The 17,699-nt window shown below is 45.1% G+C and carries 18 protein-coding genes; 11 read left to right on the forward strand and 7 right to left on the reverse strand.

From position 1 onward, the window contains the following. Nucleotides 1-186 precede the first annotated feature (186 nt). The gene (gene tnaA, locus MVI27_RS03365) at nucleotides 187-1,563 is read left to right on the forward strand and encodes a tryptophanase TnaA (RefSeq protein WP_246959288.1); all 1,377 of its coding nucleotides are present in this window, start codon (nucleotides 187-189) and stop codon (nucleotides 1,561-1,563) included. Between the two features lie 157 nt (nucleotides 1,564-1,720). On the opposite strand, the gene MVI27_RS03370 is transcribed toward tnaA, so the two are convergent. Continuing rightward, nucleotides 1,721-2,668: an isopenicillin N synthase family dioxygenase gene (locus MVI27_RS03370; protein WP_246959289.1), complete on the reverse strand. Its 948-nt coding sequence runs from the start codon at nucleotides 2,666-2,668 to the stop codon at nucleotides 1,721-1,723. An 85-nt stretch (nucleotides 2,669-2,753) separates the two neighbouring features. Between MVI27_RS03370 and menD the strand changes: the two genes are divergently transcribed. Then, nucleotides 2,754-4,418 carry a 2-succinyl-5-enolpyruvyl-6-hydroxy-3-cyclohexene-1-carboxylic-acid synthase gene (gene menD / locus MVI27_RS03375; protein WP_246959290.1) on the forward strand — a complete coding sequence of 555 codons (1,665 nt, stop codon included), beginning with the start codon at nucleotides 2,754-2,756 and terminating at the stop codon, nucleotides 4,416-4,418. Here the strand turns inward: menD and MVI27_RS03380 are convergent. Together MVI27_RS03380 and MVI27_RS03385 are read right to left on the reverse strand one after the other, a co-directional pair. Then, a complete protein-coding gene (locus MVI27_RS03380) occupies nucleotides 4,410-5,009 on the reverse strand; it encodes an aminotransferase class IV (RefSeq protein ID WP_246959291.1) in 600 nt (199 codons plus the stop codon). The genes menD and MVI27_RS03380 overlap by 9 nt on opposite strands. Then, entirely contained in the window at nucleotides 4,993-5,970 is a 978-nt protein-coding gene (locus tag MVI27_RS03385; protein ID WP_246959292.1) for an aminodeoxychorismate synthase component I, read from the reverse strand. Before MVI27_RS03385 ends, MVI27_RS03380 begins: the two co-directional genes overlap by 17 nt. A gap of 55 nt (nucleotides 5,971-6,025) precedes the next feature. On the opposite strand from MVI27_RS03385, the gene MVI27_RS03390 reads away from it, so the two are divergent. The 7 genes from MVI27_RS03390 to MVI27_RS03420 are packed head-to-tail and all read left to right on the forward strand — an operon-like array spanning nucleotide 6,026 to nucleotide 10,754. Then, nucleotides 6,026-6,763, forward strand: a complete 738-nt coding sequence (locus tag MVI27_RS03390; RefSeq protein WP_246959293.1) for a DUF2189 domain-containing protein — start codon at nucleotides 6,026-6,028, stop codon at nucleotides 6,761-6,763. Nucleotides 6,764-6,823: 60 nt separating this feature from the next. Next, on the forward strand, nucleotides 6,824-7,552 hold the full coding sequence (locus tag MVI27_RS03395; RefSeq protein WP_246959294.1) for a DUF2189 domain-containing protein: 729 nt from the start codon (nucleotides 6,824-6,826) through the stop codon (nucleotides 7,550-7,552). A 49-nt stretch (nucleotides 7,553-7,601) separates the two neighbouring features. Continuing rightward, nucleotides 7,602-8,684: an AI-2E family transporter gene (locus MVI27_RS03400; protein WP_246959295.1), complete on the forward strand. Its 1,083-nt coding sequence runs from the start codon at nucleotides 7,602-7,604 to the stop codon at nucleotides 8,682-8,684. Then, nucleotides 8,684-8,944, forward strand: coding sequence for a DUF3820 family protein (locus tag MVI27_RS03405; RefSeq protein WP_246959785.1), 261 nt, complete (start codon nucleotides 8,684-8,686; stop codon nucleotides 8,942-8,944). Before MVI27_RS03400 ends, MVI27_RS03405 begins: the two co-directional genes overlap by 1 nt. Before the next feature lie 57 nt (nucleotides 8,945-9,001). Then, nucleotides 9,002-9,328: a PadR family transcriptional regulator gene (locus MVI27_RS03410; protein ID WP_246959296.1), complete on the forward strand. Its 327-nt coding sequence runs from the start codon at nucleotides 9,002-9,004 to the stop codon at nucleotides 9,326-9,328. Beyond that, on the forward strand, nucleotides 9,325-10,044 hold the full coding sequence (locus tag MVI27_RS03415) for a hypothetical protein (RefSeq protein ID WP_246959297.1): 720 nt from the start codon (nucleotides 9,325-9,327) through the stop codon (nucleotides 10,042-10,044). The genes MVI27_RS03410 and MVI27_RS03415 overlap by 4 nt, the downstream gene beginning before the upstream one ends. Beyond that, complete coding sequence (locus MVI27_RS03420; protein WP_246959298.1) at nucleotides 10,041-10,754, forward strand: hypothetical protein; 714 nt, start codon at nucleotides 10,041-10,043, stop codon at nucleotides 10,752-10,754. Before MVI27_RS03415 ends, MVI27_RS03420 begins: the two co-directional genes overlap by 4 nt. A 93-nt stretch (nucleotides 10,755-10,847) precedes the next feature. On the opposite strand, the gene uvrB is transcribed toward MVI27_RS03420, so the two are convergent. The 3 genes from uvrB to MVI27_RS03435 form a co-directional block, all read right to left on the reverse strand. Then, nucleotides 10,848-12,848 carry an excinuclease ABC subunit UvrB gene (uvrB, locus tag MVI27_RS03425; RefSeq protein WP_246959299.1) on the reverse strand — a complete coding sequence of 667 codons (2,001 nt, stop codon included), beginning with the start codon at nucleotides 12,846-12,848 and terminating at the stop codon, nucleotides 10,848-10,850. A gap of 268 nt (nucleotides 12,849-13,116) precedes the next feature. After that, complete coding sequence (locus MVI27_RS03430) at nucleotides 13,117-14,475, reverse strand: M56 family metallopeptidase (RefSeq protein WP_246959300.1); 1,359 nt, start codon at nucleotides 14,473-14,475, stop codon at nucleotides 13,117-13,119. Nucleotides 14,476-14,478: 3 nt separating this feature from the next. Further along, a complete protein-coding gene (locus MVI27_RS03435) occupies nucleotides 14,479-14,847 on the reverse strand; it encodes a BlaI/MecI/CopY family transcriptional regulator (protein WP_246959301.1) in 369 nt (122 codons plus the stop codon). A 144-nt stretch (nucleotides 14,848-14,991) separates the two neighbouring features. Here MVI27_RS03435 and MVI27_RS03440 point away from each other — a divergent pair, with 144 nt between their 5' ends. Together MVI27_RS03440 and MVI27_RS03445 are read left to right on the forward strand one after the other, a co-directional pair. Then, entirely contained in the window at nucleotides 14,992-15,801 is an 810-nt protein-coding gene (locus MVI27_RS03440) for a GLPGLI family protein (protein WP_246959302.1), read from the forward strand. A 102-nt stretch (nucleotides 15,802-15,903) separates the two neighbouring features. After that, nucleotides 15,904-17,133 (forward strand): PQQ-dependent sugar dehydrogenase, encoded by a 1,230-nt coding sequence (locus tag MVI27_RS03445; RefSeq protein ID WP_246959303.1) that lies wholly within the window; start codon nucleotides 15,904-15,906, stop codon nucleotides 17,131-17,133. 3 nt (nucleotides 17,134-17,136) lie between these two features. Here the strand turns inward: MVI27_RS03445 and MVI27_RS03450 are convergent, their stop codons facing one another. Further along, nucleotides 17,137-17,646: a DUF6973 domain-containing protein gene (locus MVI27_RS03450; RefSeq protein WP_246959304.1), complete on the reverse strand. Its 510-nt coding sequence runs from the start codon at nucleotides 17,644-17,646 to the stop codon at nucleotides 17,137-17,139. Nucleotides 17,647-17,699 lie beyond the last annotated feature (53 nt).

Genomic DNA, 17,699 nt, shown 5'->3' on the forward strand with positions numbered 1-17,699 from the left:
TGTATTAAAGTTTCTCTTCTTCATTCCCCTCTTTATTTTCCCCAGGTCTATAATCTTTTTGTCTATTATCTGAAAGTCTATCACCTCCAAGTCTATCACCTCCAAGTCTATTATCCTTAGCGTCTTAGCTATTCATTTCCTTTCCTCACTTCAGGAAACACTTACAATTTAATCAAAACTATCTTTATGAAATTACCATACGCCGAACCTTTCAGAATTAAAATGGTGGAAGAAATTTTCCCGTCCACCCGCGAACAACGTGAACAATGGCTGAAAGAGGCACATTACAATTTATTTAATTTACAGTCTTCGCACGTATTTATCGACCTGCTTACCGATTCCGGTACCGGTGCGATGAGTGACCGGCAATGGGCTGCACTGATGACCGGTGATGAAAGTTACGCCGGCTCGCGCAGTTTTAACCAGCTGCATCAAACAGTACAAAACATTACCGGATATAAATATTTGCTCCCAACACACCAAGGACGCGCTGCGGAAAACGTGCTTTTTTCCGTATTAGTAAAAGATGGCGATATTATTCCCGGCAACAGCCATTTCGATACCACCAAAGGACACATTGAAATACGCAAAGCACATGCAGTCGACTGCACCATTGATGAAGCATTTGATATTGATGACCCGCATCTGTTTAAAGGAAATATTGACCTCAATAAACTGGAAGAGGTCTATAAAAGCCATCCAAAGGAAAAAATCCCTTTTTGCCTGATTACCATTACCTGCAACTCCAGCGGCGGACAACCGGTTTCGCTGGAAAACATCCGCGCCGTGAAAGAACTTTCGGACCGGTATGGCATCCCGATTTTCTTTGATTCCGCACGTTTTGCGGAGAATGCCTATTTTATTAAACAAAGAGAAGAAGGACAGCAGGACCGCAGCATTAAAGAAATTGCCAAGGAAGTCTTCTCGTACGGAGCAGGCATGACGATGAGTTCCAAGAAAGACGGACTGGTGAACATCGGCGGTTTTATAGCACTGAATGATGAAAATATTTTCCGCGAGGCGAGTAATTTTACTATTGTGTTTGAAGGTTTCATTACCTACGGCGGCATGGCCGGGCGCGATATGGCAGCACTGGCAGTCGGCTTAGATGAAGCCACCGAATTTACCTATTTACACAGCCGGATTTCCCAGGTAGAATATCTGGGTAACAAGTTAATTGAACTCGGTATTCCGGTACAGAAACCCATTGGCGGACATGCGGTATTTATTGATGCTTTACAGTTTTTGCCTGCCGTAGCGCGCGAAGAATACCCGGCACAAACACTGGCGAATGAAATATATAAAGAAGCCGGCATCCGCACGGTGGAGATCGGGACGCTGCTGGCCGACCGCGATCCGGAAACGCGCGAGAACCGTTATCCGCGTCTGGAGCTGGTACGCCTGGCGATTCCGAGGAGAACGTACACGAACAACCACATGGATTATATTGCCGCGGCCGTGAAAAACGTGTATGACCGCCGCGATGAAATTCAGAAAGGCTATCATATCACCTGGGAGTCCGAAATTCTGCGACACTTTACGGTACAGTTGAAGGAGGCTTAACTTTTAGTCTAAAATATTGATGTTAACCCTGTTAGAGTTTCGAGCTCTAACAGGGCTTTTTTTCTAATTGCAGTTCACATCATCTCTCGGAATGCACATCTTAAATAAAAAAGAACGGACCCACGGCCCGTTCTCAAAATAACAATTCTGCTGATTTCTATTTTATCAGCCCTAATTCCACCAGTCTTTCATGCAGAAATTCGCCGGCGGTCGTATCTTCGTATAATTTCGGATGCTCGGCGTCCACACAGTTTTCCAGGACATTCAGCGGCATTTCGCTCACGGGATGCATAAAAAACGGAATGGAATAGCGGCTGCTTCCCCACAGTTCACGTGGCGGATTCACCACCTGATGCACGGTAGATTTCAGGCGGTTATTGGTGTGACGCGAGAGCATATCTCCGACATTAATCATCAGTTCGTCTTCCTGAGCGATGGCATCAATCCATTCGCCATCGTTATTCATCACCTGCAGGCCTTTCCCCTGCGCGCCCATCAGCAGCGTGATGAGGTTAATGTCACCATGCGCCGCAGCACGTACTGCGTTATCGGGTTCCTGCGTAATCGGCGGATAGTGAATCGGCCGAAGAATGGAATTCCCTTCATTGACAAATTTGTCGAAATAAAATTCGTCCAGGCCTAAATGCAAAGCCAGGGCGCGCAAAACATAGACACCGGTTTTTTCCAGCATTTTATATGCTTCTTTCCCCACCGCGTTGAATTGCGGAAGTTCTTCCACTTCCACATTGTCAGGATATTCCTGCGCATATTTCGAACCTTCTTCCAGATACTGGCCGAAATGCCAGAATTCTTTCAGGTCCGCCTGCTTGAAACCTTTGGCGGTTTCTTTGCCAAAACCAACGTAGCCGCGCTGGCCGCCAATGCCGGCGATTTCATACTTTTTTTTGGTTTCTACCGGCAGTTCAAAAAAGTTTTTCACTTCTTTGTACAGTTCATCCACCAGTTCTTCTTCCAAGAAATGACCTTTCAAAGCAACAAAGCCAATCTCCTGATAGGCTTTTCCGATTTCATTTACAAATTTTTGCTTGCGTTCCGGCGAGGCCGAAAGGAAATCACGCAAATCCACACTTGGGATCTGTTTCATAATTGTTTGATTAAGTTTCAGCTGCAAATTTAATATTTATTTAGGGTGCATTTATTATTAATTAAATTTGCACCAGTTCCCGACTATGAAACAATACTCCTCCAAACACAGCATTCAGCTTTTAGCTTATCTTCTCCAGGAATACGGAATTTCCAATGTGGTCATATCTCCCGGTTCACGCAATGCACCGCTGGCGATTCATTTTTCGGAAACGGAAGCGCTGAACTGCTATAGTATTGTGGATGAGCGCAGCGCAGCTTTTGTAGCGATGGGCATGGCAGAGAGCACAAAAAAACCGGTGGCTATTACTTGCACCAGCGGCTCTGCGGCTGCCAACTATTATCCGGCGGTGACCGAAGCATTTTACCGCAATATTCCGCTGCTGATTCTCACAGCCGACCGTCCGCGGGATTATGTTGACCTTTTTGACGGGCAGACGATTCGCCAAAACCACTTGTACGCTCAGCATTCCTACGGAGACTTTCAACTGGTGGAAGATAACGCGGATGATGCAGATGAAATCAACCTGTCCACCATCAAAAGAGCCATTGAAGCCTGCCTGGAAAATCAGGGCCCGGTGCACATTAATATCCCACTGCAGGAGCCGCTGTATGAACTGGTTTCGGAATTACCGGTTTTTCCGCCGGTGGAAAAAACGATTCGTGCTCCGAAATATCAGCTTCCGGCGCGTTTACCCGCAGAGTTTAATGCCGCCAAACGCATTATGATTCTGGCCGGTACGCTGGATGATAACGAGCAACTGAACATGCAGCTTTCGCAACTCGTGAAAAACCATAGTGTTGTGGTTTTGAAGGAAGCGAATTCTAACCTGCACAACGAAAAATTCTTCGGGCATATCGACCGGTATATCTTTAATTTTACGCCGGAGGATTTTAAGCAGTACGGCCCCGATTTATTGATTACCGTTGGCCAGAATGTAGTTTCCAAAAAAGTAAAGCAATTCCTGAGACAGGCAAAGGTGAAATACCACTGGCATATAGATCCGCACTGGCAGCCCGATACCTATTTCGCGCTCACAGAAAAAGTGGTGGCCGAGCCGGCGCAGTTTTTTGCACAATTGCTGCCGTCGGTGGCGCTTGAACCTTCTGCGTATTATAATTTATGGAACGTGCTGCGGGATAAGCGCGACGCCCAGCATCTGGACTACTGCCGGAAAACCGGATTTTCAGATTTTAAATTCTTTGAAATTCTGACGTCCAAAGTTCCTGCGGACTGGAATGTGCACATCAGTAATTCCTCGGCAATACGGTACGCGCAACTGTTTGACTTCGGCAAAAATCCTTTGTACTGTAACCGCGGCACCAGCGGTATTGACGGCTCTACTTCAACCGCGATGGGTTTTGCCATGAAAAGCGCCAATCCCACTCTTTTGGTTACCGGCGATATCAGTTTTCTGTATGATATCAACGGGCTTTGGAATCAGTATATCCCACCCTACACGCGGATTATTGTTTTTAATAACGGCGGCGGCGATATCTTTAAAATTATTCCCGGGCCGGACTCGACCAACGCGCTCGATGAATTTATTATGACGCGCCACCATAAACACATGGAATTTGTGGCCAGGCAATATGGCTTCAGTTACAGCAAAGCAGACGACGAGGAAACCCTGGTCCGGATTCTCGATAACTTTTTCAAGCCGGACAGTCAGCCCAAGATTCTGGAAGTTGACACCATGGAAAGAGAGAACGCACAGATTCTGAAAAACTATTTTGCCTCTTTAAAATAAAAGATTCCGGATACACCCGACAGGATATTCGGTGGCTTTTTCGATCGGATTCAGCGCATTTATCAATTTAAAATGACTGAATTGGTGGATGTTTTCAGGTGTGATTTCTGTTTCAAAAATGAGCTGGTTATGCAGCAGCCACTGTCTTTGCACCCCGTTCAGCAGAAATGAAACCGGCGTAAACCATTTTTCATCCTTATAAAAAATAAGATTCGCATAGGACGCGTCGGTCAGTTGGCCGTTCTTCACGATCAGGATTTCAGAATCGCCATCTTTCAGTTGATTAAGAGCTGCGCGGTCGGCATATTTAAAAGAATAATCAATCGTATCTGCCTTAACCAGACAGAAAGAACGGTGCACCAGTCGCTGATACACCAGATATTCATAAGAATACTTTCCGTCCAAACCGTAATCCAGTCTGATTTTGTACAAACCATCCGTGGGAAGTTCTTTAAAGAAATCTTTTTTTAAAATATCAATATAAATTTCCGCACCGAAATTTCTTAAAGCCTGCTCAATCCGCTGTTGGTGCAGTTCGGGCAGGTAAATGCGGCCGTTTTCCAGGCGAATACTTTCAATGAACCGGGACATAAATCTTATTTTTCATTTCCTCGTATTCTTCTTCGGCTGTGCTCAAATGGGTGATGCCGCCGCCGCTCTTAAAGAATAAATTGCCCTTCCGCGCTTCGATAAAGCGAATCATGACACAGGAATCCAGATTGTGGCCATCAAAATAACCCGCAATTCCGCAATAAAAACCGCGGTCGTGGGATTCAGCTTCTTTGATGATTTCCAGCGTCTTCTTTTTCGGCGCACCGAGAACAGAGCCTGCCGGCAGCAGTTCCTGCAACACACTCCCGATCTTGCCGCAGAATTCAGGCCGCAGCTGCCCGGTAATCTCGGAACTCATGGCGAGCAAATCTTTCTGCGCTGTTTTAATCAAATCCAATCGCCGGAAGTTCTGCACAGTAACATCGTCGGCCACATGACTCAGATCATTCCGTAATAAATCGACTACCGTGTAATGCTCTGCCGTTTCTTTTTTATTTTCCAGGAGTTGTGCAGCTGCATTTTCCAGGTCCGCTTCGATGGTACCTTTCATCGGCTCTGTGCTGATTGTATTGTCTCTGATCTGCACAAAAGTTTCCGGCGAAAAACATACAAAGCGGCCCGGCGCATAGATTTTATATTTTGCTGCCGACGCGCCAAACAAGGTTTTTAAAGAAGTGTTCAGCGTTACTGGGCTTTCGCAGGTGTAGTTGATGAGATAAGAATTTCCCTGCTGCAGATGCTGCTGCACGATTTCAAAACCTTTTTGATATTCCTGAAAAGAAGATGGCACCGACTTCAATACAATCTCCTGATCCGACGGTGCGGAAACTTCTGTATTTTGAAAGCCGGCAAACTGTACGCAAATACCGGTTTCCTTTAATTCATCCGGACTGTACACTTCCACCTGCTGTACCTCAAAATCAATCAGAAAGAAGAAAGGCTGCTCCCGGGCGGAGAAGCGATCCATGCGTTGAAACCCAGAATGCAGGTAGGCTGACATGGCGCAAAATTACGTTTTTTAAGAGTTACTCTGCGCTTTTGTGTATTTTTGCCGGATGCTACAATTTACGCCCGGACAGGCCGGCTTGCCTGAGATTTTAAAACGTGCCTTCCGCTACTGGAGCCGCACTTTATTTTACCAGGTTTCCTATAGCCTGCTGTACTTTTCTCTTTTCTTTTTAGGGTATATGTATCTGTTTCGCCACTTTGGTTTATGGGAAGCACTGGAGCCGTACCGTGATCTGGTGATGACGGATCTGCCGGCATTTAATACAAAAGCGGCGGAGATTGCGGCGCTGCCGCAGGCACAGGGTTTCGTCTTCGGTGTGTTTATTCTGCTGGCGATTATCAGCCCGCTGAACGTGGGTTTTTATGAAATGTACCGAAAGGTGGATGCCGGGGAAAAGCCGCAGTTAGGTGATTTGTTTACCGGTTTCCGCGGGATTATGTTTTTCCGCTTTCTGGCCTTTTACTTGTTCTGGACGATTATGCTTTCCTACGCGAATATCATTCCGCTGCTGTCTTTGGTATGGCTCATGGTGACGGTTTTGTCTGTCCCGCTTATGCTGTTTCATCAGGCAGGAACTTTTCAGGGAATTAAAGTGAGTTTTCAGCTGCTTAAATTACAGCCGCTGGCAGTTGCCGGCAGCGTGATTCTTGGGATATTGATCAGTTTATCCGGTGTGTTTTTGTTTGGAGTCGGCCTTGTTTTCACGTTTCCTTTCTGGCATGCGGTAGTATATGCATTATATTCCGGCAGTATTTCAGAAAAGAGCACAAATGCGGGGGTTTAATTTGGTTATTTTGATTTTTTAATAATACATTTGAAGGAAACATTAAAAAATCAAAACAATATGGAAACTTTCGACGATTTTAAGAAAACGAGTGGACCAGAAATGTCGGCGGGCGCTATTATCAGTGATGCCTTTGAAACATACAAAGGAACTTTTCTCTACGGCCTGCTGATGATGGTCATTATGTTCGGTGCCTCTTTGATCGTAACACCGCTGGTGGGCTTTGATTCGCAGGGATTTATGGAAGAAGCACGTTCGTCACCGGAAACTTTCACCCAAGATATGTGGATGTATCCCGGCTTTACCACGTATTATGGAATCAGCGGTTTGATAGGCCTTCTTTTAACGCCGCTGTATGTGGGCTTTATTTATATCGCCAATAAGTATAATCACGGTGAAGAGATCAGTGCCGGCGACTTATTCATCGGATACCGCCAGAACTTTTTAAATATTGTTCTTTTCGGTTTGCTTTTCAGTATTATTATAGGGATCGCGGCAGCCTTGTGCGTCGTGCCTTTATTCTTTGTGCTGCCGCTCGTATTCCTGGGCTACCCTATTTTGTTATTTGAAAACGCTTCGGCAACCGAAGCACTTTCAAAATCATTTCAGATCGCAAAGAACAATTACGGAGCGATGCTGCTGGCTTCATTTCTGGGCCTTTTAATTTCGATAGCCGGCGTCTTTTTGTGCGGTATCGGGCTTATTTTAACCATGCCGTTTATGATTGTGGTGATGTACTCCGCGTACTGCGCAGCGAAAGGTCGCCCGAGAACGATTATTACGGAGTAAATCAGGCAAGCTTTTTGAAAGCCCTGTATCCTTAAAAAAAACTCTTGCCATGCCACACCGCCGCCAACAGATTAGCGATACCAAAATTAAGCAGGTTTTTCTGCTGCTGGTTATTATTGTACTGGCACTGCTGATCCTGTTCAACCTCGCGCTTTTTATTCCGTCTTTGCTGGGTGCTATCACGCTGTATGTGATTACACGCAAGTACAATATGTATCTGCAAATGGAACGCAAGTGGAAGCCCTGGCTGTCGGCAACGGTAATAATTGTGGGAACCTTGCTGGTGCTCGTGCTACCGATTTATTTTATTGCCGATCTGCTGATCGAGAAATTGGTGAACGCACCGGCTTACATGGAAAAATTTAATGCTTTTGTGGACAAGATTCATGATTTTGTTTATTCAAAAGTAAAAATTGATCTGCTGAGTCAGGAGAATCTGGCGAAACTGAAAGACAATGTAGGCAAATACAGCGCAGCAGCACTTACCAGTACGTTCAATGTACTGACCATCGTCCTGTCGATGTATTTCATCTTATATTTTATGCTGGAAAAGCCGCTTTTATTTGAGCGGCTTCTGTCCAGTTCTGCACCTTTAAAAAAATCTAATGTTTCCCTGCTGGGTGAAAAGATCCGCAAGATGGTGATGGCCAACGCGATCGGCATTCCGGTGGTTGCGCTGGGTCAGGGAATTGTCGCGCTGGTGGGATATTACATTTTTGGGGCACCGAGCCCGATACTTTTATTTGCGCTAACAGCGGTAGGTTCTATGCTGCCGATCGTGGGAGCCGCCATTGTGTATGTGCCGGTCTGCATCTTTATGATTGCTGAGGGGCAAACGGGGCCCGGGTTGGGATTGGCTGCTTACTGCCTGATCGTCGTGGGACTGACTGATAACTTACTGCGGTTTACTCTGCTCAAACGCTTGGAGAACATTCACCCGCTGAACACGGTTTTTGGGATCATCATGGGGATTAATTTATTTGGTTTTATGGGACTTATTTTCGGTCCGATCCTGATTTCGATTACGGTTCTGCTGATTCAGGTGTACCGTGATGAATTCTCGGACGACGAAAACGAGCTTATTTTACCGGAACCCAAAGAAATAGAAGAAAAAATTGACCTGACGATATGATGCCTGACCTTCGCCCAGAAATCCTGCAGGAAATCTGCGAAACCGAAATGCCGTTTGGCAAATACAAAGGAACCCTGCTCGTGGATTTGCCGGTTAATTATCTTGAATGGTTCCAGCGCCAGGGAATGCCAAAGGGGAAACTGGGCATGCAACTTTCTACCATCTATGAAATTAAACTTAACGGTTTAATGGATCTGCTCACACCGCTTCGCCAGCAAAAGCGCACAGCGAAAACTCCTGTCCGCACGTACCGGTTTTAATTTTAATTTGCATACATAAGAAACTTATACATATATTTGCTATGTATAAGTTTTACTATGGCTAAAAAGAATGCACTGTATAAAGGAACGCTGCAAAACATTATCCTGAAGCTCCTGGCACAGGAAGTAAAAATGTATGGGTATCAACTGACCCAGCGCGCAAAGGAACTGACCCAAGGCGAACTGGAAATGACGGAAGGCGCGCTTTACCCGTTACTGCACAAGCTGGAAGGCGACGGGATCATCTACTCTGAGCTGCAAAACGTGAACGGCCGTGACCGAAAATATTATTTACTGACGGAAAAAGGCAAAGGCTTGCAACAGGAAAAGGAAACAGAAATGAGAAGTTATTTGTTTAACCTGAAAGCCATCTTTGACCTATGATGACCACCGGGCAACAACAAAAGCTGGAACAGATACTCGAAGGAAAGAACCTGCCGCTTGATTTGAAATCGGAGATTTTGGATCATATGACTGAACAGGCGATTTACAAAACGGAAATTGAAAAGAAATCATTTGAAGTAACATTGCAGGAGATAAGCCATAGCTGGAAAACGGAGTTACGTTGGAGTTGGTGGCCTTTGGTGAACCGCAGGACCGTGTTTGAACGAAAAATAACGAACAGGACTGAATGGAGCATTATTAAGAAAAGTCTGTTTTATTGGGCATTGTATACCATCGCATCCACCGGACTTATCTTTTATGACCCAAGTTTTGCGAACCCCGTTATTTTCACGGTACATCTTTTAGCTGTTTCTGCCTTTGCATTGCATCTTTTAATTGAATTTAAACTCACCAAAACAATTCTGAACAACCCGCGAAAGAAGCGGCTCAGTTTTATGCAAGCCGGAGCATACTCATTTTGTATGGCGAGTAGTGCCATACTTTTATTGATGCTATCAGATGGTGACTCAAAGTTTGAAAAATATGTAGTCGCGCTTAACACGTTAGCGGAACTCCAACCATTTTCACAGGTTCAAATTGGAAGTATTGGTATATATTGGTATTGTGATTTCTGGTGGATATTTGGGTATTTATATTTTTTACAATACAGAAAAGCGGTCCGGTTTTTACAAAACAAAATACACGTGCAACTATGACATCAGAACAACAAACTCAAGTCCGTGAATATCTCCTGTCTAAAAATCTCCCTATCGATTTTCTGCCTGAAATTGAAGATCATTTCTACAGTCAGGTTAGCAAATTCATGGATAATGAAAGTGCCAGTTTCACCACTGCCTTTCAACAGACAAAATTGCTGTGGGCTCCGGAACTGAAATTGGTGCGTAAAGCGTGGTTCAGTTTTCACAAAGTACCTGCTATGATTAAAAATATAGGAAAACAGTGCATTCATCAGGTGTTGAAGCAAAGTTTACTAACAACAGCCGTTTCCATGTTGCTTTTAATGATCGGCGCCTGGCTGCTTTCTACAGAAAAATTTGTAATACTGACCGCGCTTGGTTGGGTTTTAATGACAGCAGGTACTGCTTTGATTTTTATTACCTTTGCCATCACTAGCATGAAAAGAAAGAGAACTTTGGCTTCTCAGCTCTTTTCCAAATTGGTGGTGCACCTGTTTTTTATCTACGTAATGCTATCTTTTTTTGATCTGATGCAAACGCTTCCGATGAACAGTTTTAAATTGCTGCATGAGTTTGCTAACAAAAGCTCAGCATTTAGCGTTGACGTTTACCTTTTAAATCTAACCCAAACGTTCTTTCATCTTTTCGTTTTTGTTACTATGATCATTCTTCTAATACAACATGAAAAAGCGGTAAAACACATTAAAAAACATCTTGTAAGAGCATGACATCAGAACAACAAATCCAAATCCGTGAATATCTTACCTTCTTTCTAGCAAAAATAACAAAACTGCCCGCGTTAACCACGGGCAGCTTTTTTATTATTGAGCACTGGCTTCCAGCGCGGCAATCTCATCCCGCAGTTTCGCAGCCTGTATAAAGTCCAGGTTTCGGGCGGCAGCTTCCATGGCTTTTCGCTTGTCGGCCACCATTTTTTCAATATCCTCACTGCCGTAGCCGCCGGTTTGTTCGGCTACTTTGCGCAGGATTTCCTTCTGGGTATATTTTTCATCCGGGAAATCTTTGCTGCGGCCCACCAGCACTTCCGAAATCTTTTTATTCAGTGAAGTCGGTACCAGTCCGTTCTGCTCGTTATACTCCATTTGCTTTTGCCGGCGGTAATTGGTTTCATCAATGGTTGCCTGCATTGATTGAGTGATTTTATCGGCATACATGATCGCCTTGCCGTTCAGGTTACGCGCGGCACGGCCCACCGTCTGAATCATCGAACGGCGCGAACGAAGCATCCCCTCCTTATCCGCATCGATAATGGCTACCAGTGAAACCTCCGGTAAATCAAGCCCTTCCCGCAGCAGGTTGACGCCCACCAGTACATCAAATAAACCAACGCGCAAATCCTGCATAATCTGGATCCGCTCCAGCGTTTCCACATCCGAGTGAATGTAGCGCGTGCGGATTCCAAACTTGGTAAAATATTTAGTCAGCTCCTCTGCCATTTTTTTGGTTAAAGTGGTCACCAGGGTACGCTCATCCAATTCTGCTCTTTTCTGAATTTCCTCCATCAGATCATCAATCTGATTTAAGGACGGACGGATTTCAATCACCGGATCCAGCAGTCCTGTCGGGCGGATAATCTGTTCCACGTACTCACCGCCGCATTTTTCGAGTTCATAATCAGCCGGTGTCGCCGACACATAAATCACCTGGTTCTGGATGCCTTCAAACTCTTCAAATTTCAGCGGACGGTTGTCCATCGCGGCAGGCAGGCGGAATCCGTGTTCTACCAAAACTTCCTTACGGCTGCGGTCGCCCCCATACATGGCATGTACCTGCGGGATGGTGACGTGGCTTTCATCAATCACCATCAGGAAATCCTTTGGGAAATAATCCAGCAGGCAGAAGGGACGGGAGCCCGGCGTACGGCCGTCAAAATAACGGGAATAGTTTTCGATACCACTGCAATAACCCAGCTCCTTCATCATCTCCAGATCAAGCTCGGTACGTTCCTGCAGCCGCTTGGCTTCGTAGGGTTTTTCAATATCATTAAAGAAATCCACCTGCTTTACGAGGTCATCCTGAATCTGCCGGATGGCGCTCTGCTGAGTTTCCTTGGAAGTCACAAACAGGTTGGCCGGATAGATCTGAATCTGATCAAAGTCCGACGTCACATTTCCGGACAGCGGATCAAAACTTTGGATCTTCTCGATCTCATCGCCAAAGAACTGAATACGAATGGCAGAATCCGCATACGCGGGAAATACATCTACCACATCGCCTTTCACGCGGAAGGTACCGCGTGTAAATTCATTCAGCGTACGGCTGTACAGCGCATTCACCAGCCCATGCAACAGCTGGGTGCGGGTCACCTTCTGATTTTTTTCAATGGAAATCAGCGACTTGTGGAACTCTTTCGGGTTTCCGATACCGTAAATACAGGAGACCGATGCTACAATCAGCACATCCCGGCGGCCGGATAATAAACTGGCCGTGGCTGAGAGCCGCAGTTTTTCCACCTCTTCATTAATGCTGAGGTCTTTTTCAATATACGTATTGGTGGACGCGATAAACGCTTCCGGCTGGTAATAGTCGTAGTACGAGACAAAGTATTCCACGGCATTTTCCGGGAAGAATTCCTTGAACTCCATAAAAAGCTGGGCAGCCAGCGTCTTGTTGTGCGCGAGGACCAGGGTGGGGCGCTGCACCTCATTCACCACATTGGCAATCGTAAAGGTTTTGCCGGAACCTGTCACCCCGAGCAGGGTTTGGTATTTCTCGCCGATCTTCACGCCTTCGGATAATTTCGCTATCGCATTGGGCTGATCGCCGGTAGGTTTATATTCAGATTGAAGTTGAAAATTCATAGTGCAAATTTACGAAATTTATAGCATTTCACCGGAGCCTTTCTCTTTGAATATCAGCCGTTAAACCTCGGTAAATCATTTTATAATCTAGATTTAAATATAAAGAACAGTCAGGGCGATTTTCCTTGAAGCCCTGAGATTAAATTCATCAGTCATAAAAAAACAGCGGCAAAATTGAAGCCACTGTTTTTGGTTGGATGTTGTAATTTTTTTTAAATTGTTAGCGCCTACTGTAAATAGTAATTCGTGACTTTCTTCACTTACACTATTATTCAAAACTCATGGTCATCGGTAAATAAAACCGATACTTTACCGCTTTGCCTTTTTCCGTAGCTGGTGTCCAGGTAATATCTTTGGCGATGGCAGTAACTGCTCTCACGGCTTCCTTATTAAAAGCTTCATCAGTACCGTCGACCTCGAAATCAGACATTTTTCCGTTTTCATCAATGGTGAAATATATTTTGGTGCTCACAATTCCTTTTGTTGCTTTTAAAGCGGAGATGTCAAAATTACGCTGCAGCAGGGTACGAAACGCATTAATCCCGCCCGGGAATTGAGGCAAAAATCCTTCGCTTGGCGGCGGTGGTGGCGGAATAGGAGGAGCTGCGACCTCTTCACGCTGGCCGGGACGGATGGTATCCTGAGCGGTTATAACTGATTGCGTTTCTTTCAAAACAGATACTCTTTGTTCCTGTGTAATCAAGGCCGTTTCCGCAACTACAGTCAATTTTTCACTGTTATCGGTATGTGCAGGTGCGGGTGCTTTTGGTGGCGCGGTATGATGTACTTTCTTGTTGGCAAACAGAAAGCCTGTGACAATTACTGCAGGCAACAGTGCCCATTTTTTCAGGCCGGCGAACCGGGAATTGGATGTGTTCATCATCGTAAATCTTTTTTTGATATGAATAAAATTAAAATGGTGTGTAAGGGTATGTACATTGCTGCCGGCAATATTTTGCAAAATAAGATCAGCATAAGCGGAAGCATTTTGTGTTTCAGTGAGCACCGCATCATCTGCCAGATATTCGTGATTCAGGAAGACAGCTTTCCGGTACAAATAAAGAAACGGATTCCACCAGCTGACAATCAGCAATGATTCCAGTAAAAGTACGTCCAGTGAATGACGTTGTTGTACATGGCAATTTTCATGAAGCAAAATTTGCTCCTCGTGCTGACCATTTTTTAGCTGGTTTTGATTGAGATAAATTGTATTTAAAAAACTAAAAGGAGCGTGCGGAAAGTTCCCGATCATGACGCGGGTATTCCTGAAATGGCTGATTTTTCCGCGTAACCGCACAATACGATACAGATTCACCACAAACCTTACCAGTAAAGAAAAGGTAACAACTCCCCACGCCGCCAATAATGCGTCCTTTATATCAAACATAAAAATGCTCTGATTTGCCCCGGCGGCCTGCAGCAACACCGGAGCACCGACAAATAAACCGGTTCCGGCTTCGGCTTTCAGCTGCGGTATCGTAATGAATGGCATGATGTAAGCCAGTACTAATGTTACCAGTAAATAAAAGCGGCGTACCTGCAGCATTCTCTCCTTTTGCAAAAGCAGAAAATACACAACCAGAAAGAGACCGCTCGCTACAATGATTTTTATAACATAGGTTTCCATACGCTACCTTTTAATCTGATGATCAATAATGTCCCGCAATTCTTTGAGCTGATCTTGGCTCAACTGCTGGCTGCCGGTAAAAAATGACGCAAACTGCGATACGGACGAATTAAAAAAGCGGTCAATCATCGAATTCATTTCCTCCCCGAAATAAGTTTCCTTGCTAATCATCGGACTGTACTCCCGGGAGTTTCCGTACAATTTGTAATTGATGGCACCTTTACTGTGCATCCGCTTCAATAAAGTAGCTACAGTCGTAGAGGCGGGTTTCGGTTCCGGATAGGCTTCCAGAATATCTTTCATAAAAGCTGTTCCGCGAGACCAAATAATCTCCATTAATTCCAGTTCTGATTCCGTTAGTTTGATTTTCATATCTACAATATCACACTTATCTCTACAAATGTAGAATTAATTTTGAAATATAGTGCATTTTTACGATTTAATATTGCATATTTGTACAAATCTGCCCAGTACAATGGCCTTGTTTTACTATTACTTCACAATAATCCAATTTTTATGATGAAAACCACTTTTACCTTCTCCGCTCTTTTCCTCATCGGTTTCCTGGGTGCACAGCATAAAATCTTTGTTTATGAACTGAGCTTTAAACTGAAAAAAGACAGTTTACAAACAGCCACCACTCTGCTCGATGTGGAAAATTTAACATCGATATTCAGAACGGAGCAGCAAAGAGAAGTGGACTCCATCAATTATAAAACAGGTGTCAACCGCTCTTTATCTTCCGGCTTCGAAAATAAGTTTACCGTCACCAAAGACCTGGCTACCGATACAACGATTAAAATCATTGACAATCTGCATGATCATTATGCGCTGCCCATTGAGGAAAAACTGCACTGGACCATACTGTCTGACACAAAAAAAATCGGAGAGATCACCTGCCAGAAGGCTAAGGTGGGCTATGGCGGAAGAAACTGGGAAGCCTGCTTTGCGCCGGAAATCCCTGTGCAGGACGGGCCTTATGTTTTCAGAGGATTACCCGGTTTAATCATAGAAATCATGGACAGCGATCTGGATTACCACTTTTCACTGAAAGAAATCAGAAACACAGCGGGACATATTCCGACCACCGCAAAACCATTTAAAATCAACTGGAAGCAATTTAAAAAGCTGGCTACCGAATATTACAATGACCCCTTTAAAAATATGAAACCAAACTCAGCGGGGTTATCTGCTAAAATAAGATACGTCGATGATAAAGGGAATGTTTTGGAACCGAACTTTCAGCAATGGACCGTCGATGCACAAAAAGCAATAAGAGCGCACAATAACCCGATTGAGTTAAACCATAAGATTGATTATAAATAAAAAAACACAAACCGTTGTTCTTTAAATATAAATTTATAAAGAGTTAGCTTCCGTACGGAATATTTTTTGTTACTGCTGTATTTATTAATAAAAAACAATTCTATGAAAACGCTGCTGCTCCTTACCCTCGCTTTAATCACCTCCCAGTGCCAGACACCACCCGTTGCCAACGATGATCCCGCCCCGCCGCCGGGACAGTCGGCCGGATTGCCAAACCCCGAAACAGCCAATAAAAACGCGCCCGATTATCAGCCTGCTTTTGCCGGGCAAACACGCGCACAAGGCTTGAAAACACAGACGCCTTACACATCGGAAGTCATTAACAGTGACCTGCAAAAACCCTGGGGAATCATCAATCTGCCGGACGGCCGTTTTTTGGTAACACAAAAAAATGGCACCATGATCGTTCTGAATACAGCCGGCCAAAAAACCACAGAAGTGAAAGGTTTTCCGGCCGTCGACAGCAAAGGCCAGGGCGGTTTACTGGATGTAGCCCTGGATCCAGATTTTGCCACAAACAGAATGATTTACTGGAGCTTTTCGGAACCTGTGCAAGGCGGCAACCATACTGCGGTAGGAAAAGGCAGATTATCCGGTGACGAAAAAATGGTTGAAAATCCTGTTGTTATTTTCAGAGCCACCCCCACGTACGATGGCAAACTGCACTACGGCAGCCGGCTGGCTTTTGCAGCCGATGGAAATCTGTTCGTGAGCACCGGCGAACGTTCAGATCTGGAAACAAGACCTCTGGCGCAAAATACCACCGCTTATCTGGGTAAAGTTTTAAAAATCACCAAAGACGGCAAACCTGCGCCCGGCAATCCGTTCGTAGGAAACAGCCAGTATCAGCCGGAGATTTATTCTTACGGACACCGGAACCCTCAGGGATTGGCTATCGATGAGAAAGGCCAGCTCTGGGAAGCAGAAATGGGCCCTAAAGGCGGCGATGAAGTAAACCTGATCCAGCCCGGCAAGAATTACGGCTGGGGCGATGTATCTTACGGTTTGGAATACAGCGGCCAGAAGGTGGGCGCCGGCATCCAGCAGAAAGCCGGAACCGAACAACCGGTGTATTACTGGGATCCATCGGTTTCGATGAGCGGCATCACCTTTTATACAGGAACTATCGGTGAATGGAAAAACAATATGTTCCTCGGTTGCCTGGGTGGCGAGAAAATTATTCGCCTGAAACTGGAAAATAACAAAGTGGCCGGTGAAGAATGGTTGCTCGCTGATAAAGGCGAACGTTTTCGGGATGTCCTGAACGGCAAAGACGGGAACCTCTATGCTATTACCGACAGCGGGAAACTCTACCGCATTTCTAAAAAGTAATAATTACCTGGTCAGATACACAAGTTCACCCGGAAAATCATCCTCCAGGTCGAGCAGGCGCTGCGCCTTCTTCGTTTTCTCCAGCAAAGGTCCGACAAAGAAATTCTTTTCAAAAAACTGACGGTGAATGCCCGGCAACATTTCGAGAAAGAATTCGCGCCCAACCTGGTTATTGTGCAGATCCATCTTGGTTTCCAGTGGTTTGTTGGGAAAGAGTTCTTCATGGAGATCCGTCATCCGGCGGCAGTAATCCAGTGCTTTTTCGGGTGAGGAAATCTTGCTGCAGTACATCATAATCAGGCAACTCCACAAGGCATGGCGGAAGGCATTTCCCGGTCCGTTGCTGCCATGGGTTTTGGGAAAGTGCTTTTGTGCAATTGCGAAGGTCTGAATGGTGGCATACAAACCCATCAGTGAGAACAGCGGATGGGGAACCACGAGCCTCAGCAGTTTCATCAGCTTGCCAAAGCTTAAGGTGGAAAGCGTTGAAAATATAATCTTTAAAGTCCTCATAAAAAGAAATCCCACCCCTGTGCAGAGGTGAGATATATTTCAGGATGTTTTCT

The sequence above is a fragment of the Chryseobacterium salipaludis genome, from assembly GCF_022968825.1.
Taxonomy (GTDB): domain Bacteria; phylum Bacteroidota; class Bacteroidia; order Flavobacteriales; family Weeksellaceae; genus Kaistella; species Kaistella salipaludis.